Raw genomic sequence first — 17,516 nt, forward strand, 5'->3', positions numbered from 1 at the left:
TATATTATGCCATATCCTGCACAGGATACCAAGTGAAAACCTTATATTCAATCATAGCCAAACGTAAATTCTGTTCTTGTTTTCAGTCTATAGCAGAAATAAACAAAACCGATCATGAGCCACACCATGCCGATGATTAATGCATTTGTACTGATGCTTGTTAAGAGCCAAATACAAAAAGCCGTTCCGCAAAGAGGGATGATGGCATACCTCAGTGTGTTTAATACACCTCTTTGTTTTTGTTTGATGAAATAGTAAGCGAAAACAGACAAGTTAACAAACGTAAATCCAATTAATGCCCCGAAGCTGATAAACGAGTAAATGACCTCAAGCTCACCAACAACTGCGGTTAACGAGAAAACACCAATTAATAAAATATTAAATACAGGCGTTTTCAATGTTGGGTGAATATAACCGAAGAAACGCTTTGGTAATGATTGATCTCTTCCCATCGCATACAAGAGTCTTGCGGCACTCGCATGTGATGATAGGGAGGAAGAGATGACAGCGACCATGGTGCCGGCTAAAAAGAATGAGTGGAGAAACGCGCCGCCCACAAATTCCGCAATTTCAAGTGATGCCGCATCTGGATGCTTGAACTGTTGAAAATTTGGAAACACCTGCTGTAAAAAATAAGAGGTGAGGGTAAACAGCACACCTCCAATGGCGACCGTTAAAAATATGGCGAGAGGAATCGTTCTTTTTGGCTTAATTGTTTCCTCAGACATAGTCGAAATCGCATCAAATCCTAGAAAAGAAAAACATAAAATCGTCGCGCCGGAAAAAATAAGGGCGGGATCTAAGCTTGCTGAATAAAACGGGCGGGTTGACAGTATCTCTCCCGTGCCTGCATGCTGCGTGAGCCCATAAATAATAAACCCAACAAATGTAACAGCGACAATCACCTGAAAGGTCACAAATAGCGCTGTAATGTTGGCTGTAAGACGTATACCGATTACATTGACAGTCGTTATGGCGATAGCAAGTATGATGATCCAAATGTAATGAGGTACATCAGGAAAGGCTGCGGTTAAATATGCACTTCCGATTGCAAAATTCACCATAGGCAAAAATAAATAGTCCAGCAATAGTGTCCAGCCTACAAGGAAGCCGACGTGAGGATGAATACTTTTTTGCGCGTATGTATATGCAGATCCTGCTTTTGGAAAAGCCTTCACCATATTCCCATAGCTAAGCGCTGTCAATAGTAATGCCAGTAAAGTAAAGATATAAGCTGCAGCAACGTGTCCTTTCGTCAGCTGAGCAACAATGCCGTATGAATCAAATACGACAAGTGGGTCCATATAAGCAAGCCCGATCACAACAAGCGGAAAAACAGTCAGGCTGCGTTTTAGTCTTGGCTCTTCAGTCAATTTGCCTATCAGCTCCTCTAAAAAAATGTATAAATAATGCTCATTTTAAAAAGAATGCTACCACGTGTCAATGCTATTTGAATAAATCTTTTTTCAAAAGGTGTGGAAGCTTTGCATGCTACACGTTTTGGTATATGATGATACATAGAATAAGTCGTGAGTTGACTGACAAGAAAGGTGAAGCGAAATGAAGGAAGAACTGAATACAAATCAAGAACAGGAACGGATGGAGCTGGACGAAGAAAGTCTATTTCTTGTCTCCCAAACATTTAAAGCCTTATCTGATCCGACGCGTATTCGTATTCTGCATTTGCTGTCTCAAGGTGAACATTCAGTAAATGATATAGCAGAAACACTAAACCTTATGCAATCAACCGTATCTCATCAGCTGCGCTTTTTAAAAAATCTTCGTCTCGTGAAATCTAGACGAGCAGGGACCTCGATTTTTTACAGTCCTGAAGATCAGCATGTGATGGAAGTGCTTGAACAAATGATACACCATGCACAGCATGATTGAGAAAAAACCTTCCTACTTTTATATAGGAAGGTTTTTTATGCATGATGTACTTGGGTTGATCGTTTATTTGCTTTCATCATTTGATAAGAAAACACAATATAGTAAGCCGCTAGAAGGAAAAAGCTGAGTATTGTCAACGCATCATCGCTGACAATATGCTGATACAATTCAACGATATCCATTTTGGTGATCGCATGTGTTGTCAGATTGACCGATTTAAATGCAAGCCTAGATAAAAACAAACATAAAATAAAGCTTTCAATCCATTTACTTGTTTTCATATACAGCCGGCCATTTTCTAATTTCATCTGAATCGTCTGATAGGCGTGAACGGCGAGACTGCTCCCGAAGATCATGCCAATGACGGCATAGATAAAAATACTGTGATTTTGCCATCCTTCTGATAAGAGAATAAGGGCAGTGAGACTAAATACATACATTCTCATGAAAAGATTTACCGGGCGCACAAGCTGATAGCGTCTCATTCGATTCATTCGAATGATGATCCAGACGAGCATGACGATCCCGATCATGAACAACTGCCATACGTGATGTGTCATGATGCAACCTCCTCCTGCACAGGCAGGGATGTAAACGAATGCTGGCTGTTACTTATCATTACCATTCTTTCTTTTTTTATCAAATCAAAACCTATATTTATGAAAAAGAGGAAAAGTCATGAAAATCGATCGCATTTTGTCCATTGTGATGATACTAATTAGCAAACGGCAAGTACAGGCGAAAGACCTCGCTGAACTACATGAAGTGAGCGTAAGAACCATATACCGTGACATTGATACGATTAATCAAGCGGGGATTCCAGTTGTCACAAAACAAGGTGCAGGGGGTGGAATTTCACTCGTTGACGACTATCGTCTAGAGAAAAAATTATTCACCGATGATGATATTGAACTGATTTTAACAGCTCTTGAAAGCATTACGAGTGCATACACCTTTAAAGAAAGTGAACATGTTCTAAAGAAAATGAAATCCCTGATTCCGCCTCAAAATGAGAAACAGCAACATGTCTTTATTGATTTAAGCTCTTGGGGGAAAGACAGCTATTTAGAAAAGAAGCTCCAGCTCATTCATACCGCTGCCTCAGCGCATCAATATATCCAGTTCACCTATCGCAATGCAAAAGGCGAAACACTTCCTAGAAAAGTAGAGCCTTATACACTTGTCTTAAAAGGAAGACACTGGTATTTGTATGCGTATTGCTGCGTGAAAAAAGCGTTTCGTCTGTTTAAACTCAAAAGAATGTCAGACCTTATCACGCATTCAGTATCTTTTCTTCCTAAACGAATAAAAAATGAAGACAAGCCTTGGAATGATTCTTGGCACGAAGAACCTTCCGTCAGTACACTAACGCTCAGGTTGACTGAAGATTCTGTTGGTAAAGTGAAGGAATGGATAGATGAAAATGAATTCACCGTATGTGCAGATGGTACGTATCTTGCCACAATCACGTTGCCTCAGGATGATTGGTTATATAGCTTTCTTTTTTATTTAGGGCCAGATGTCGACATTGTCTCTCCGCTATCCGTTCGGGAAGCATTTGATCTCAAGTTGAAACAATTTCAAAAACCAAAAGGAACTTGACACAATGTTGTCAGGTTTCTTTTTATATGATGGAAAAAAAGGAGATGAGAATGTATGTACGATATCGTGATTTTACAGAAACAATGGGTCAAGGGATTATCTGTTCGAACAACAAATGAAATGGAGCAAACAAACGAGCGGAAGATTGCTCCGCTTTGGCAGCAATTTTTCACGCAGCAGCTTCGCGGAGGACATGCGCCAGTCATAGGGCTGTATTCAGATTATGAAAAGGATGAAAATGGCGCTTATTTGTTCACAGCGGGGCAATTGGTTGACCAGCAGCTAGCACAAGATGCAAAAGAGATTCCAGGCTCCACCTACGCAAGATTTCAAACGAGAAAGGGCCCGATTGAAGAGGTTGTGTTTGAAACATGGCAGCAGATTTGGAGCTGGGATCAGCGTTACTTGCGAACATATACTGGCGATTTTGAATGGTACGACGAACGATCGATTGATCCAAAAGAAGCACAAATTGATATTTATATAGCAGTCGACGAAAAAATAGTTGCTAAAACTAATGATATTAGTTAATATAAAACTAACGACATTAGTTTTAGGGGGAAAACAAGATGAGATTGACAACATTTGACCGTTTGCACCAGCTTACACTCATGCCACGTATTTTTCCGGTAAATTGTTATGTATTTGAGGAAGAGAATGAACTCATCTTAATTGATGCAGCTTTGAAAATGGCAGCAAGCTCGATCATTGAATTTGCACATCAATTAAACAAACCCATTAACAAAATTATTCTGACTCATAGTCATATGGATCATATTGGCGCACTAGATGAAGTGAAAAAGGCTTTTCCAGAGGCAGTTGTTTATTTATCGAAACGAGATGCTCGCCTGTTTGCTGGCGATTTCTCTTTACTTCCTGGTGAACCGAAGAAAAAAGTCAAAGGCAGTTTTTCAAAAGACATTCTCACAAAACCAGACGTGCTTGTTGAAGAAGGGGACGAGATTGGGTCACTTAAAGTCATTGCCACACCAGGACATACACCAGGAAGCATCTCTTTATACGATGAAAAGTCAGGGGTTGTCATTGCGGGTGATGCAGTTGTGACAAAAGGCGGTTTATTTGTAACGGGTGAGTTTCGCTTCACCTTCCCATTCCCGGCTTTTGCCACTTGGGATGCAGAAACAGCACTAAAAAGCGCTGAAAAATTACTGGCACTTCGCTTGTCTTGTCTCGCAGCAGGACATGGTGATCTTATCATAGAGCCTGAGGCAAAGCTCAGAGCTGCTATCGAAAAAAGGAAGCATCAGCTACAAAAGGGAGGACAGTAAGCCATGTCTCCAAGAATGGGTATCACACAAGAAAAAATTGTTGAATCTGCCGTCGAATTTGTCGATGAAGAGGGCTTTTCCGCTTTGACCATTGCTACATTGTCCAAACGGCTTAACATCAGACCACCATCTCTTTACAACCATATATCCGGTCTTCATGAAATACAGGCAGCTCTTGCTGTTAAGGGGCTGACAATGCTTTGTGAGGCCGGCAAACAAGTTACAGCGGGGCTGGAAAAAGAAGACGCTGTTTTAGCATTTGCAAGACAATATGTTCAATTTGTTCGTCAGCATCCCGGTCTTTATGAGGCTGCTTTTTCACATATGAATGAAAAAGAAGTCAGTGTGGCTGCAGAGAATCTTGCTGATTTTGTCCAATCCATCATGTCTCGTTTTGGTGTAAAAGAAGAGGACATGACGCATGTCGTCAGAGGGCTTAGAAGCTTACTGCACGGCTTTGGAGATATTTCAAACAAAAAAGGATTTCAACGGAAAGAACAGCTTGAAGATAGTGTGAGCTATGCGGTCCGTCTTTATATTGCAGGCATCAAAGAGCAAGAAGATCTGTCTCATTGACAGGTCTTTTTTATGTATCGAACCGATATGATGAAGGAGATGTAAACAAATCAAAACATTTTTTGGGCAAAAAACCAATAAAGATTTGACAGTTTTGTGAAACATGGTATGCTTATTATGTGAAATAATTCACATAGAGGAGTAGAGGCAGATGAAAAGAAAGCCTGTTTATGTGGAAACAACCATTCAAGCACCTATTGAAAAAGTATGGGAGTATACGCAAAATCCAAAGCTTCATGAACAATGGGATTTGCGATTTTCAACCATTTCATTAAATGGACCTAGAGATGAACAACCCCAATCCTTTTTGTATGAGAAACACCTTGGATTCGGCATTAGTGTAACTGGGACAGGAGCATATCGAACGAGCGTGAAGGATGAGCGTCATGAAAGAGCATCCTCACTTCAATTTAAATCATCACATCCTTTGTCTTTCATAAAAGAAGGCGGAGGGTATTGGAAATACATGAAAACGAATGATCAAATTGTGTTTCAAACCCAATTTGATTATGAAACAAAGGAAGGAAAAGGGTGGAATTGGGCAGACCGTTTCTTTTTTCGGCCAATGATGGGGTTTATGACTGCCTTTAGCTTTGGCGCATTAAAGACGTGGCTTGAAAAGGGCACGCATCCCCGGTTGCTGCTAGAGAGAACACTTGCCCATTATGGCATTTGTTTGTTGTTTGCTATCGTCTGGTTATGTCAAGCGATCATTCCTTTTTCACCTTCTGCTTTTGATCATAGCACCGGATTTCGATTGTTTTATGCGCTATTAGGTGTATCATGGCTCATGCCTAAACTGCCAAAGAAATATATATTCATCCTTCAAAGCATCTTTCTGCTACTGATGCTTGGTATAGGAATTTTATCGCCAGAAACGACTCTGCACGAGCCGCTGGTGCTGAGTGCATTTTTCATTTTATCCGTTGCAGGAATGATCAATTTAAAAGATTGTGTAGATGTGTTTTCGATCAAACGAAAAAGGGGAGGTAGACATGGTCGTTCATCATCATCAAGTAAAGGACTACGATAAGCTGCATCCAGCATTAAAAGAACGTTATAACCGCGCGTTTACGGCCGAAGGCATCATGGAGGAAATAGGAGGCGGGACAAAGCTCATCCGATTGTTATTCAAAGTCGGTCCATTGTTTCGCTGTTTTTTTCCTGAAAGAGGGCGAAATATTCCCTTCCAAATTGTGAACAAGCCTTTTATGACAAGTAAGGGAGAAGAAGGGATGCACTGGTTTCGAACGTTCTATTTTCCTGACAAGGAAAGACATTTTGATGCAGATATGATCATTGATCAGAAGAGCCATCAAGTACTAGACTACTTTGGAAAACCTAGGCTTCTTGTGTCAGAGCTTCATTTTACAGTCACGGAAAAAGGATTCTTGCACATTCAATCAGGTAAGCAAAAGTTTTTGCTGTTTGGGCGGGAGTGGCCGCTCCCTTCTTGGCTTTATGGTGAATCTGATGTAACAGAAGGGTACGATGAGCGTGCAGGTGAGTATACGATTGATGTTCAAGTGAAAAATCGCCTTTTTGGCACTCTTTTTACGTATAAGGGCCGGTTTACGGAAAGGGTGTCACCTAATGAATAAATGGCATTTGATGTGTAGCATCATGTTGCTGTCCTGCTTTCTCGTTACACGTTTGACGACAGCTCTCATACCAGAATTTTTTGTTTTGATTGCGATTTTATTTTTTCTTCCCGCTTTCTTACACTTCTTTTATCAGGAAGAGAAGAAACGGCAGCAGAAGGGGCTGATCGGCTTCATAATGAAAGCCTTTCCAGTAGCAGCTCTATGTGCAACAGGCGCATTCATCTTTCACTCTCTTTGGCTTGCATTGGGATGGCTTTTCTTTACAATGATTCTGGCTTTATTTGGTTTCACCCGTTTGCTGAAAAGAGGGGCCCATCCGCTTCATGAGCTGATGATCGATGGCGCATGTATGTATATCGCTCTAGGTGGGCTTTGGTTCTGGCTGTACATAGCAGATATACAAGTGATGACATTTTCACCGATGATTGTTCTTTTGACCGCTATTCATTTTCATTATTCGGCTTTTTTTATCCCAATCTTTTATGGCTTATTAGGAAGGCAGCGGAAAAAAGAGACGACGCTATACAAAGTGGGCGGCTGGATTATTTTACTGTCGCCAGTGATGATTGCTGTGGGAATCAGCTATTCTCGCCTGTTTGATACGTTCAGCGTCGTTCTTTATGTGATCGCACTTTATTTGTATGGAATTTTATGTATGACAACTTCTTTTCGTTCAACTGTCGCAAAAGGGTTCGTTGTGTTTTCTAGCATCATGTTAATGGGAACCATCGTCCTATCATTCCTTTATTCTGCCGGAATGCTTTTACATGTTACCTACATCAGCATGGATCAAATGATTTGGTTTCATGGCAGTATCAATGCAAGTTTGGTTATTTTACCAGGCCTCATTGGATGGTTGATTGAAAGACCAGCTGATCGATTGAAACAGAAGGATTTTCCGGTATCGAGAGTTCACGGTCGTTTTCAGATCATGTCTTTTCAACATGACGACATGCAGCATGATGAGAAGATTGGTTTAGTCGATTCTCTTGACCAATTAAATGGAAAGGCATTTTCAGCAGAGTGTGTGTCACCTGTTATTCGCAGATTTTATGAAGACCCGATGTCCTTTACGTTAAAAGCAGCCGTCTGTTTTCATTGGTGGGTAAGGCCGTTTGTCTTTTTGCTTCAACCTGTTTTTAGACAAATAGGACAGCTCTATTTAGGGTCATCACGAATGCCATATGAAATGCCGGGGAGTCTTTCAAGATTTCAACATCCTCTTGAAGAAAGGAAGAATGTACGTGTGTGGATCAGGCGCAATGAGAAAGGCGAGCAAGTCTTTTATGCGCTCTATGCTCAGCACCATGATGAAGAGACAGTCTATATGAATATTGCTTTGCCGCTTCCTTTTTCACAGCTTACGGCTATTTTAAAACCTTTGAATGAAAAGGAAGATTTTCTATTAAAAAGTAAAAGTCCAAAAGGCAGTACGGGTGATGAAGGATTGTATTTGCATACGTCTTTCATCACCATGAAACTGCCAATGGAAGAAAGCTTTCATATGAAACCGGAGACGGAAAAAAGTCTCACAGCAATTCATCAAATGAAGCTATTCGGTATTCCTTTTTTAACGATTCAGTATCAAATCGACAGTGAAAGCCACTCATCTTAATCAATGATGTCGCATGGTTCACCGTGACGAATGATGTTCACAATCGCTTGCCCATCACTCGGATGATGATCTGCATACTGTACTGGCAGTAAAGCAAAAAATACATAGTAGACTGAGAAGTAAGCAAATTGATAGAAAAATTGATGCTCTGGCAGGAAATCGTTGGCGATCATTGTGTTCAATATGAGAACACTGAGCAGGTTGCATAATGATCCGCCTAAGTAGACAAGAATGTGTGAGAAACGGTTATTTCTCCTCATTTCTTCATAATGGCAAAAAGCATCTAGAAAATAGATTCTTCTTATTTCAACGACGCCTATTTTCAATACTTTTTTGCCTCGGCCAAGCGCAAACGAAACCTTTGCTCCAAACAGCCAGGCGACTACAATATGGCCCAGCTGATGCAAGATGGCAACGATAGGAAGAATGACGAAAAACGACCAGCAAAACGTCCACATATCTGATAATGTAAACAAGTGTTAACCCTCCCTGAAATATTCGAGAGGAAGCAGTAGGATTATTTGCCATTTTACCGAATTCATTTTCATGATGCAAATATTTAATAGACTACTATAAAATGATTATGTAAACTAAAAAATTTCAATCAATAGTCTTTTTAACCCTTTCTTTTAGAAGAGTAGGGTGTGCTACAATTAAGAAATTAGTGGAAGACAAGTGGTCATCTAGCAGAAGAAAAATGTGACCTTTTTTATGAAAGATTGAAAGGGAGAGAGATTCTAATGGCAGATATTGAACAGTTTTTAGGGTTAGACATTCGTGTTGGGACGATAGTAGAAGCAGCATTTTTTGCAGAAGCAAGAGTGCCTGCTTTCAAGCTGAAGATTGACTTTGGGGATGAGATTGGCATAAAACAATCTAGTGCACAGCTGACAAAACGATATCAGGCTGAGAATCTCACTGGGAAACAAATTATTGCAGTGGTCAATTTCCCGCCAAGAAGAATTGCCGGGTTTAAATCAGAGGTGCTTGTCTTAGGAGGCATGCCGTCAAAAGAAGACGTTGTCCTGCTTGCCACCGATGAGCTGGTTGAAAATGGCACCAAAATAGGGTAAGAAAAAAGACATCTTCATCAGAAGATGTCTTTTGCGTATTGAGGCGGAATAACCACACGCCACATTCGTGTGTGTCTCAAAGAGACATGTTACCCGACTTACACAATTCAGCTCATCGCTTGATTAATATAGCATGGGATTGGTATGAATGCAACCATTATTTGAGTTCTCTTTGTTTTTGGAAGATAAAAAGAAGGTTCATCTCCTCATATCATAGAAAAAATGACAAGAAATCAATTATTTGGATTATTTTTTCAAAAAATATTGAAAAGTCAGATCATATTTTATAAAATGAATTCATCTTAGTTTGTTTAATCGATAAACTAAGATGTCGATCATCTATTGATCTATTGTTTAAAGCACATGATTTGCTGCTATGTGGGCTAAGCTGAAAGAAAGAGCTGTTCAGCTTCATTTTTACAACGAATTGAAAGCGCTTTATTTTCGACCTATTGATTGCTGCTGCCCTGCACCATCTGTCCGTTAGAAGAGGCTAAGTGAAGAAGGGAGAAAACTCATGGTGAGTGAGAATTTAAAGGAGATTCGTATGTCTGAAAAAGTGGGGTATGCTTCAGGAGATTTCGCATGTAATTTAATTTATGCAACTGTCTCTACGTATCTATTATTTTTTTATACGGATGTGTATGGATTATCAGCAGCAGCAGCAGGGACGATGTTTTTGGTGGTTCGGGCCATCGATGCGCTTGCAGATCCGTTTATTGGGGCGATGGTTGACCGAACGAACAGCCGTTTTGGCCGGTTTAGACCTTATTTGTTATTTGGTGCGTTACCATTTGCCGTTCTTGCCATTCTTTGTTTTACGACACCGGATTTTTCCGAAATGGGAAAACTCATTTATGCGTACATCACGTATGTTGGTTTATCGCTTACATACACGTTCATCAATGTTCCTTATGGTGCTTTAACTTCCGCAATGACAAGAAATAACCAAGAGGTCGTCAGTATTACGTCTGTTCGTATGCTTTTTGCAAATCTCGGTGGTTTAGTTGTTGCTTTTTTTGTTCCGTTTCTTGCGACGTTTTTGAGTGATACAACAGGAAATACAGCACTTGGCTGGCAGATCACGATGGCATTTCTCGGCGTACTTGGGGGCGGATTACTGATTTTCTGTTTTAAAAGTACGAATGAGCGCGTCACGCTTCAAAAGCCAGAGGAAAAGATCAAGTTCAGTGATCTCTTTGTCCAGTTACGAGTGAATCGTCCGCTTGTTGTGTTAAGCATTTTCTTTATCATTATCTTTGGTGTGAACTCGATCAGCAACTCAGTCGGGATCTATTATGTGACGTATAACCTCGGCAGAGAAGATTTAGTGAAGTGGTACGGCCTGATTGGCAGTCTGCCAGCTTTAATGGTGCTGCCGTTTATACCTAAGTTGCACAAACTGTTAGGAAAGAAAAGGCTGCTGAATTATTCACTTTTGCTGAATATCGTTGGTCTTCTTGCTTTACTTGTGATACCGCCGAGTCAAATTGTGCTCATTCTTCTTTTCAGGCTAGTCGCTGCAGCTGGGAGTATTACGGCTGGCGCTTACATGTGGGCGCTTATTCCTGAAACTGTAGAATACGGTGAATATAAAACAGGAAAAAGAATGGGTGGATTGATCTACGCAGTGATTGGCTTCTTCTTTAAATTTGGTATGGCATTAGGTGGCATCGTTCCAGGACTTGTCCTTGATCGATTTGGTTATATAGCAAACCAAGTGCAAACACCAGAAGCATTGCTGGGCATTTTAATCACCACAACCGTTATCCCTGCCTGCTTACTTGTGTTAGCGATGATTGATATTCACTTTTATAACCTTGATGAAGAAAAACATAAACAAGTTGTGAGAGAGCTTGAGAACAGGGATAAAGTATATGTCGATCACATCGACGATTTTAAAATGTAGTGTCAGCAAAAGAGGAGGAAATTCAATGAACATTACCAATCCAGTGCTAAAAGGGTTTAACCCTGACCCAAGTATTTGCCGTGCGGGAGAGGATTATTACATGGCGGTTTCTACATTTGAATGGTTCCCGGGGGTGCAAATTTATCACTCGAAGGATCTCGTCCACTGGCGGCTCGCCGCGCGTCCCTTGCAAAAAACTTCTCAACTCGATATGAAAGGAAATCCTGATTCCGGCGGGGTATGGGCGCCGTGTTTAAGTTATGCGGATGGTCAGTTTTGGCTCATCTATTCAGATATTAAAGTAGTAGATGGTCCGTTTAAGGATGGTCATAATTATTTGGTCACAGCTGATGCAGTAGATGGTGAGTGGAGCGATCCGGTTCGGCTCAATAGTTCTGGGTTTGATCCTTCCTTGTTCCATGATCCAAGCGGAAAGAAATACGTGTTGAATATGCTGTGGGACCATCGAGAAAAACATCATTCTTTTGCAGGTATAGCCTTACAGGAATATAGTGTATCTGAAAAAAAACTGGTCGGTGAGCGGAAGGTCATTTTTAAAGGCACGCCAATCAAACTGACAGAAGCCCCGCATCTTTATTACATCAATGATGTCTATTATTTATTAACAGCTGAAGGGGGAACACGTTACGAACATGCAGCCACAATCGCCCGTTCCTCGCGTATTGATGGGCCGTATGAGGTTCATCCTGACAACCCAATTTTAACGGCTTTTCATGCGCCTAGCCATCCACTACAAAAATGCGGGCATGCTTCCATTGTACAAACGCATACAAATGAATGGTATTTGGCTCATCTGACTGGCCGCCCAATTCATTCAAGTAAGGAATCCATTTTTCAGCAAAGAGGCTGGTGTCCTTTAGGAAGAGAGACAGCCATACAAAAGCTTGAATGGAAAGATGGCTGGCCGTATGTGGTAGGCGGAAAAGAGGGGCTTCTAGAGGTTGAAGCGCCTGCGATGAGCGTAAAAGAGTTCTCTCCAACCTATCACATAGTCGATGAATTTAAAGATTCATCGTTAAATAGACATTTTCAAACATTAAGAATCCCATTTACGGATCAGATTGGTTCAGTGACAGAAAACCCACATCATTTAAGGCTGTATGGGCAGGAATCTTTAACGTCTAAATTTACACAAGCGTTTGTTGCGAGGCGCTGGCAAAGCTTTTATTTTGAAGCAGAGACAGCGGTTTCCTTCTTTCCGGAAAACTTTCAGCAAGCGGCAGGTCTTGTGAATTATTATAATACGGAAAATTGGACTGCACTTCAGGTGACTTATGACGAGGCGCTTGGCCGTATCCTTGAATTATCTGTGTGTGAAAATCTGGCCTTTTCTCAGCCGCTAATTAAAAAAATCATCATTCCAGACGAGATTCCGTATGTGTATTTAAAAGTGACCGTTCAGAGAGAGACGTACACGTATTCTTATTCTTTTGATCAACAAGAGTGGGAAAAAATAGATGTACCGCTTGAATCGACCCATTTGTCAGATGATTTTATTCGAGGAGGGGGGTTCTTTACAGGGGCTTTTGTTGGAATGCAGTGCCAAGACACAAGCGGTGAACGTCTGCCTGCCGATTTTAAGTATTTTCGATACGAAGAAACAACTGAATAAAAAAAGACAACACTCTAAAGGCTGTCTCTCTTTAACATGTATTCCATCATGGTGAAGGCGTGACATCACGCAAAAAAGCTTCAGTGACAAGAGATGTCATCCCTAAGGCTGGTGCGTTTTGTCCTAATGATGAAGGAAGCAGCTCCACCCGTGAGCTGAATTGTGCATCCATTCTAGAGGATACTTCATCTTGAATGACACTTAGAACGGCCTGCTCAGATTCAATGACCTTGTTTCGTAAAATAACGGCTTGTGGGTTGAAGGTATGCAGAACGTTTGTGAGACCTACCCCAATGTAAAAGCCAAAGTTACGCAAGGCATTGAGTGTTTTCATATCATTTAACTTCGCCAGCCGCTCAATATCTTGATAGGTGAATGGCTGACCATCTGTTTGGAGCGATTGGAACAGTGCTTTCTCAGATGCATACAGTTCCCAGCAACCACGATTTCCGCAGCTACATGTCGGTCCATTAAAGTCGATCGTCATATGTCCCATTTCACCAGAAAAACCGTTTGTACCTCTATATAAATGATGATTGATAATGATGCCTATTCCAATACCAGTGCCGATACTTGCATAGATCAGATGGTCATAATGTTTAGCAGCACCAAAGATTTTTTCACCGTACGCACCGGCATTTGCTTCATTCTCGATAAAAACCGGTACTTGGAATGTGTCTTGGAGACTTGTTTTTAGATCGACATTTTTCCATTTTGAATGAGGCGTAAACACAATTTGTTCATCTGCATCGACCAGACCAGGTATACAAATCCCTATACCAATCAGCCCGTATGGAGAAGAAGGAATGTGTGAACGTAACTGCTGAATCAATTCAATTAAAATACGGACGGTCACATCAGGTGTGCTGGATGGGAGCTTGAGCTGCTCATTATGAATCATCGACCCTTCAAGGTCTGTTAAAATGCCGTTGACATAATCAACACCGACATCAATGCCGATAGAGTAACCTGCACGTTTATTAAACATGAGAAGCACGGGTCTTCTTCCGCCGCTAGATTCGCCTTGACCGATTTCATAAACAAGATGTTCTTTCATTAATGTACTCACTTGAGAAGAAACGGTCGATTTATTTAACCCAGTGCGTTCAGATAATTTTGCTCTGGAAATTGGTGCATGGTGCAGAATTTCGTTTAGCAATAGCTTTTGATTTATTTTTTTCACAAAGTTCTGATCCGCAATATCCATTGTATCCACTCCATTTGTTTCGTCTTTAGATTAAGTGAAGAAAAGCCATTTTTTGTCGAGTTCATTCTCTATAAAACATGCTTTTCACTTTATTATAACGAAAATATTTCTAAAAAACTAAAAAATATGGAAAATTCAAAGAGATTAGTTGGTCAACTCGTTCATTTGTTTGTTGAATCAACTTACTAAGTGAATATATAGGGGGAATCACTTATGGTCAAATCAAATATGACTTCGTTAAGTCGTTTACAAGGGATTGGCAACATTCAATATGAAGGAAAACATTCAAAGAACCCATTCGCATTTAAATATTATGATCCGAGCGAAATGATTGGCGGAAAATCAATGAAAGATCACCTGCGATTCTCCGTCGCTTATTGGCATACATTGACTGCTGATGGAACAGACATGTTTGGAACTGGCACGATGAAAAGGGCCTGGGATTCTTATAGTGGAATGGATTTGGCGAAGGCTAGATTGGAAGTGGCTTTTCAGCTCTTTGATCTATTGGATGTTCCGTATTTTTCATTCCATGACCGTGATATTGCACCAGAGGGCGACACGCTTCAAGAGACCAATCAGCAGTTAGACATCATCATAGAAAGAATGAAAGATTACATGCAGCAAAGCGGGGTTCGGCTTCTATGGAACACGGCTAATATGTTTAAGCATCCAAGATTTGTTCACGGTGCAGCGACATCCTGTCATGCAGATGTATTTGCCTATGCAGCTGCACAAGTGAAAAAGGGCATCGAAACAGCAAAGGAACTCGGCGCAGAAAATTATGTTTTCTGGGGAGGACGAGAAGGTTACGACACACTGCTGAATACAGATATGAAAAGAGAGCTTGACCATTTGGCGACCTTTTTGCATATGGCGGTCGATTATGCAAAAGAAATTGGATTTACAGGTCAATTTTTAATTGAGCCAAAGCCGAAGGAACCGACAACTCATCAATATGATACGGATGCAGCGACATCAATCGCCTTTTTAAAACAATATGGATTGGATACACACTTTAAATTAAATATCGAGGCCAATCATGCGACATTAGCGGGTCATACGTTTGAGCATGAGCTGCGTGTAGCAAGAATTCATGGACTGCTCGGTTCCGTTGATGCCAACCAAGGAAACTCCCTTCTAGGCTGGGACACTGATGAATTCCCAACGGATTTATATGCCACAACACTCGCCATGTATGAAATTTTGCAAAATGGCGGACTTGGAACAGGCGGTCTCAATTTTGATGCAAAAGTCAGAAGAGCCTCCTTTGAACTGGAAGATCTTCTGTATGCCCATATTGCGGGGATGGATGCATTCGCAAAAGGGCTGCGGGTGGCTCATAGACTCATAGAAGACCGTGTGTTTGAAGATGTGATCAAGCACCGGTACCGCAGTTTTTCTGAAGGAATTGGACGGGAGATTTCAGAAGGAACGGCAAACTTTCATACATTAGAAGAATATGCACTGAAACATCCGCTCATCAGAAACGAATCTGGCAGAGAGGAACAGCTGAAAGCCAGATTAAATCAATATTTGTTAGAAGATTAATGGAGCGGGCGGATGTTTTGAAGGAGTGAACATATGAAGTATGTGATGGGAATTGATCTTGGAACGAGCGGAGTTAAAGCGATATTAGTAGATGAGAGCGGGAAGGTATGCTGCGAGACGACTAAATCTTACCGCCTCATTCAAAGCAAACCAGGTTATTGTGAGCAAAATCCTGAAGACTGGGTAGAGCAGACGATTGCCGCGATGACAGAACTTATGGAGAGAAAGCCTGTTCAGTCAAGGCAAGTAGAAGGCATCAGTTTTTCTGGACAAATGCACGGACTTGTTTTATTAGATGAATTCCTTCAAGTGCTCAGGCCTGCCATCTTGTGGAATGACACAAGAACAACACCGCAATGCGTGCGCATGACAGAAAAGCTAGGAGGCAGGCTGCAAGCGATCACAAAAAATCAGGCATTAGAAGGATTTACACTGCCAAAGTTGTTATGGGTAAAGGAACATGAACCAGAAATTGATCAACGAATCCATTTGTTTTTACTTCCAAAAGATTATGTCAGATATCGATTAACCGGCGCTATTCATATGGACTATTCTGATGCGGCTGGTACGTTACTGTTGGATATGGGAGAACAAACATGGAGTGAGGAGATTTGTCAAACCTTTGATATTCCGATTCGTATTTGCCCGCCACTCGTTTCATCGGAGGCGGAGGTTGGAACACTCTTGCCGCAGATCGCAAAGGAAACCGGGATGACAGAAGAGGTGAAGGTTTTTGCGGGTGGAGCGGATAATGCTTGCGGTGCCATTGGTGCCGGCATTTTATCATCAGGTCACACATTATGCAGCATTGGCACATCAGGTGTCATTCTTTCCTATGAAGAAAATCATAACAGAGAGCTGAATGGAAACTTGCATTTGTTCCATCATGCAAAAAAAGACGCTTTTTATACAATGGGAGTCACTTTGTCAGCAGGTTATAGCCTCGATTGGATTAAATCTTTACTTGCTCCAAATGATTCGTTTAAAGACCTTTTAGCCGGAGCAAAAGATATAGCGCCTGGCGCAAATGGATTGCTATTTACGCCATATTTAGTTGGGGAAAGAACGCCTCATGCAGATTCAGTCATTCGTGGAAGCTTCATTGGATTAGACAGCCGGCATAAAAAAGCGCATATGGTTAGAGCTGTGCTTGAAGGAATCACTTTTTCATTAAATGAATCGATCGCTTTATTCAAGCAGGCGGGAAAAAGCATTGATTCCATCGTGTCTATTGGTGGAGGTGCGAGAAGTCATACATGGCTTCAAATGCAGGCAGACATTTTTCAAGCTGAGGTGATACAGCTTGAAAATGAGCAAGGGCCCGCATTAGGTGCAGCGATGCTTGCAGCAGTTGGATGCGGCTGGTACGAGTCACTTGAGGCGTGCGCGGATCAGTTTATCCATCAAGCGGCCGTATTTACACCAAATCAACAGCATGTCGCTATATATGATCATCTCTTTCGTTTGTATCAAAGCATTTATACACATACAAGAGACATTCATGCGGGTCTAGCACAGTATCGATAATCTAGTAGTGAGTAGGGGCATGAAAGGAGGTGATGAATTC

General features: G+C 41.2%; 17 protein-coding genes. 13 read left to right on the plus strand and 4 right to left on the minus strand.

Features of this window, described 5'->3' with window-relative positions:
* Positions 1 to 47 precede the first annotated feature (47 nt).
* On the minus strand, positions 48 to 1,373 hold the full coding sequence (locus EBQ12_RS13830; RefSeq protein WP_017359483.1) for an APC family permease: 1,326 nt from the start codon (positions 1,371 to 1,373) through the stop codon (positions 48 to 50).
* Between the two features lie 187 nt (positions 1,374 to 1,560).
* Here EBQ12_RS13830 and czrA point away from each other — a divergent pair, with 187 nt between their 5' ends.
* Positions 1,561 to 1,890: a Zn(II)-responsive metalloregulatory transcriptional repressor CzrA gene (czrA, locus tag EBQ12_RS13835; RefSeq protein WP_007500691.1), complete on the plus strand. Its 330-nt coding sequence runs from the start codon at positions 1,561 to 1,563 to the stop codon at positions 1,888 to 1,890.
* Positions 1,891 to 1,925: 35 nt separating this feature from the next.
* On the opposite strand, the gene EBQ12_RS13840 is transcribed toward czrA, so the two are convergent.
* Positions 1,926 to 2,450: a CcdC protein domain-containing protein gene (locus EBQ12_RS13840; protein WP_035391760.1), complete on the minus strand. Its 525-nt coding sequence runs from the start codon at positions 2,448 to 2,450 to the stop codon at positions 1,926 to 1,928.
* Positions 2,451 to 2,568: 118 nt separating this feature from the next.
* Here EBQ12_RS13840 and EBQ12_RS13845 point away from each other — a divergent pair, with 118 nt between their 5' ends.
* From EBQ12_RS13845 to EBQ12_RS13875, 7 genes are all read left to right on the plus strand, one after another.
* Positions 2,569 to 3,492: a helix-turn-helix transcriptional regulator gene (locus tag EBQ12_RS13845; protein WP_017359481.1), complete on the plus strand. Its 924-nt coding sequence runs from the start codon at positions 2,569 to 2,571 to the stop codon at positions 3,490 to 3,492.
* A gap of 54 nt (positions 3,493 to 3,546) precedes the next feature.
* Positions 3,547 to 4,023, plus strand: coding sequence for a GyrI-like domain-containing protein (locus EBQ12_RS13850; protein ID WP_125590382.1), 477 nt, complete (start codon positions 3,547 to 3,549; stop codon positions 4,021 to 4,023).
* A 38-nt stretch (positions 4,024 to 4,061) separates the two neighbouring features.
* A complete protein-coding gene (locus EBQ12_RS13855) occupies positions 4,062 to 4,781 on the plus strand; it encodes an MBL fold metallo-hydrolase (RefSeq protein ID WP_025207489.1) in 720 nt (239 codons plus the stop codon).
* A gap of 3 nt (positions 4,782 to 4,784) precedes the next feature.
* Positions 4,785 to 5,357, plus strand: a complete 573-nt coding sequence (locus EBQ12_RS13860; protein WP_125590384.1) for a TetR/AcrR family transcriptional regulator — start codon at positions 4,785 to 4,787, stop codon at positions 5,355 to 5,357.
* A 151-nt stretch (positions 5,358 to 5,508) separates the two neighbouring features.
* Positions 5,509 to 6,390 carry a hypothetical protein gene (locus tag EBQ12_RS13865; RefSeq protein ID WP_125590386.1) on the plus strand — a complete coding sequence of 294 codons (882 nt, stop codon included), beginning with the start codon at positions 5,509 to 5,511 and terminating at the stop codon, positions 6,388 to 6,390.
* The gene (locus EBQ12_RS13870; RefSeq protein ID WP_125590388.1) at positions 6,353 to 6,958 is read left to right on the plus strand and encodes a DUF4166 domain-containing protein; all 606 of its coding nucleotides are present in this window, start codon (positions 6,353 to 6,355) and stop codon (positions 6,956 to 6,958) included. Before EBQ12_RS13865 ends, EBQ12_RS13870 begins: the two co-directional genes overlap by 38 nt.
* Positions 6,951 to 8,576: a YndJ family protein gene (locus tag EBQ12_RS13875; RefSeq protein ID WP_125590390.1), complete on the plus strand. Its 1,626-nt coding sequence runs from the start codon at positions 6,951 to 6,953 to the stop codon at positions 8,574 to 8,576. Before EBQ12_RS13870 ends, EBQ12_RS13875 begins: the two co-directional genes overlap by 8 nt.
* Here the strand turns inward: EBQ12_RS13875 and EBQ12_RS13880 are convergent.
* On the minus strand, positions 8,573 to 9,052 hold the full coding sequence (locus tag EBQ12_RS13880) for a hypothetical protein (RefSeq protein WP_007500681.1): 480 nt from the start codon (positions 9,050 to 9,052) through the stop codon (positions 8,573 to 8,575). The two genes, EBQ12_RS13875 and EBQ12_RS13880, sit on opposite strands and share 4 nt — an antisense overlap.
* A 264-nt stretch (positions 9,053 to 9,316) precedes the next feature.
* Between EBQ12_RS13880 and csaA the strand changes: the two genes are divergently transcribed.
* The 3 genes from csaA (at position 9,317) to EBQ12_RS13895 (ending at position 13,191) form a co-directional block, all read left to right on the plus strand.
* A complete protein-coding gene (gene csaA / locus EBQ12_RS13885; protein WP_125590392.1) occupies positions 9,317 to 9,649 on the plus strand; it encodes a chaperone CsaA in 333 nt (110 codons plus the stop codon).
* 517 nt (positions 9,650 to 10,166) lie between these two features.
* Positions 10,167 to 11,558 (plus strand): MFS transporter, encoded by a 1,392-nt coding sequence (locus EBQ12_RS13890; protein ID WP_125590394.1) that lies wholly within the window; start codon positions 10,167 to 10,169, stop codon positions 11,556 to 11,558.
* Between the two features lie 25 nt (positions 11,559 to 11,583).
* Entirely contained in the window at positions 11,584 to 13,191 is a 1,608-nt protein-coding gene (locus EBQ12_RS13895) for a glycoside hydrolase family 43 protein (protein ID WP_125590396.1), read from the plus strand.
* A gap of 46 nt (positions 13,192 to 13,237) precedes the next feature.
* Here EBQ12_RS13895 and xylR read toward each other — a convergent pair whose 3' ends face one another.
* Entirely contained in the window at positions 13,238 to 14,398 is a 1,161-nt protein-coding gene (gene xylR / locus EBQ12_RS13900) for a transcriptional repressor XylR (protein WP_057079430.1), read from the minus strand.
* Between the two features lie 213 nt (positions 14,399 to 14,611).
* Between xylR and xylA the strand changes: the two genes are divergently transcribed.
* Both xylA and xylB read left to right on the plus strand, forming a co-directional pair.
* On the plus strand, positions 14,612 to 15,949 hold the full coding sequence (xylA, locus tag EBQ12_RS13905) for a xylose isomerase (protein ID WP_125590398.1): 1,338 nt from the start codon (positions 14,612 to 14,614) through the stop codon (positions 15,947 to 15,949).
* 33 nt (positions 15,950 to 15,982) lie between these two features.
* Positions 15,983 to 17,476, plus strand: coding sequence for a xylulokinase (gene xylB / locus EBQ12_RS13910; RefSeq protein ID WP_125590400.1), 1,494 nt, complete (start codon positions 15,983 to 15,985; stop codon positions 17,474 to 17,476).
* Positions 17,477 to 17,516: the final 40 nt, after the last annotated feature.

It is taken from the genome of Bacillus sp. 2B09, from assembly GCF_003946835.1.
GTDB classification, from domain to species: domain Bacteria; phylum Bacillota; class Bacilli; order Bacillales; family Bacillaceae; genus Bacillus; species Bacillus altitudinis.

Bases quoted from the DNA above. Each gene is read 5' to 3' on its own strand.
- xylR (WP_057079430.1), bottom strand. From the start codon at position 14,398: ATGGATATTGCGGATCAGAACTTTGTGAAAAAAATAAATCAAAAGCTA.
- xylA (WP_125590398.1), top strand. From the start codon at position 14,612: ATGGTCAAATCAAATATGACTTCGTTAAGTCGTTTACAAGGGATTGGC.
- xylB (WP_125590400.1), top strand. From the start codon at position 15,983: ATGAAGTATGTGATGGGAATTGATCTTGGAACGAGCGGAGTTAAAGCG.
- EBQ12_RS13875 (WP_125590390.1), top strand. From the start codon at position 6,951: ATGAATAAATGGCATTTGATGTGTAGCATCATGTTGCTGTCCTGCTTT.
- EBQ12_RS13860 (WP_125590384.1), top strand. From the start codon at position 4,785: ATGTCTCCAAGAATGGGTATCACACAAGAAAAAATTGTTGAATCTGCC.
- EBQ12_RS13895 (WP_125590396.1), top strand. From the start codon at position 11,584: ATGAACATTACCAATCCAGTGCTAAAAGGGTTTAACCCTGACCCAAGT.
- EBQ12_RS13865 (WP_125590386.1), top strand. From the start codon at position 5,509: ATGAAAAGAAAGCCTGTTTATGTGGAAACAACCATTCAAGCACCTATT.
- czrA (WP_007500691.1), top strand. From the start codon at position 1,561: ATGAAGGAAGAACTGAATACAAATCAAGAACAGGAACGGATGGAGCTG.
- EBQ12_RS13870 (WP_125590388.1), top strand. From the start codon at position 6,353: ATGGTCGTTCATCATCATCAAGTAAAGGACTACGATAAGCTGCATCCA.
- csaA (WP_125590392.1), top strand. From the start codon at position 9,317: ATGGCAGATATTGAACAGTTTTTAGGGTTAGACATTCGTGTTGGGACG.
- EBQ12_RS13890 (WP_125590394.1), top strand. From the start codon at position 10,167: ATGGTGAGTGAGAATTTAAAGGAGATTCGTATGTCTGAAAAAGTGGGG.
- EBQ12_RS13840 (WP_035391760.1), bottom strand. From the start codon at position 2,450: ATGACACATCACGTATGGCAGTTGTTCATGATCGGGATCGTCATGCTC.
- EBQ12_RS13845 (WP_017359481.1), top strand. From the start codon at position 2,569: ATGAAAATCGATCGCATTTTGTCCATTGTGATGATACTAATTAGCAAA.
- EBQ12_RS13855 (WP_025207489.1), top strand. From the start codon at position 4,062: ATGAGATTGACAACATTTGACCGTTTGCACCAGCTTACACTCATGCCA.
- EBQ12_RS13850 (WP_125590382.1), top strand. From the start codon at position 3,547: ATGTACGATATCGTGATTTTACAGAAACAATGGGTCAAGGGATTATCT.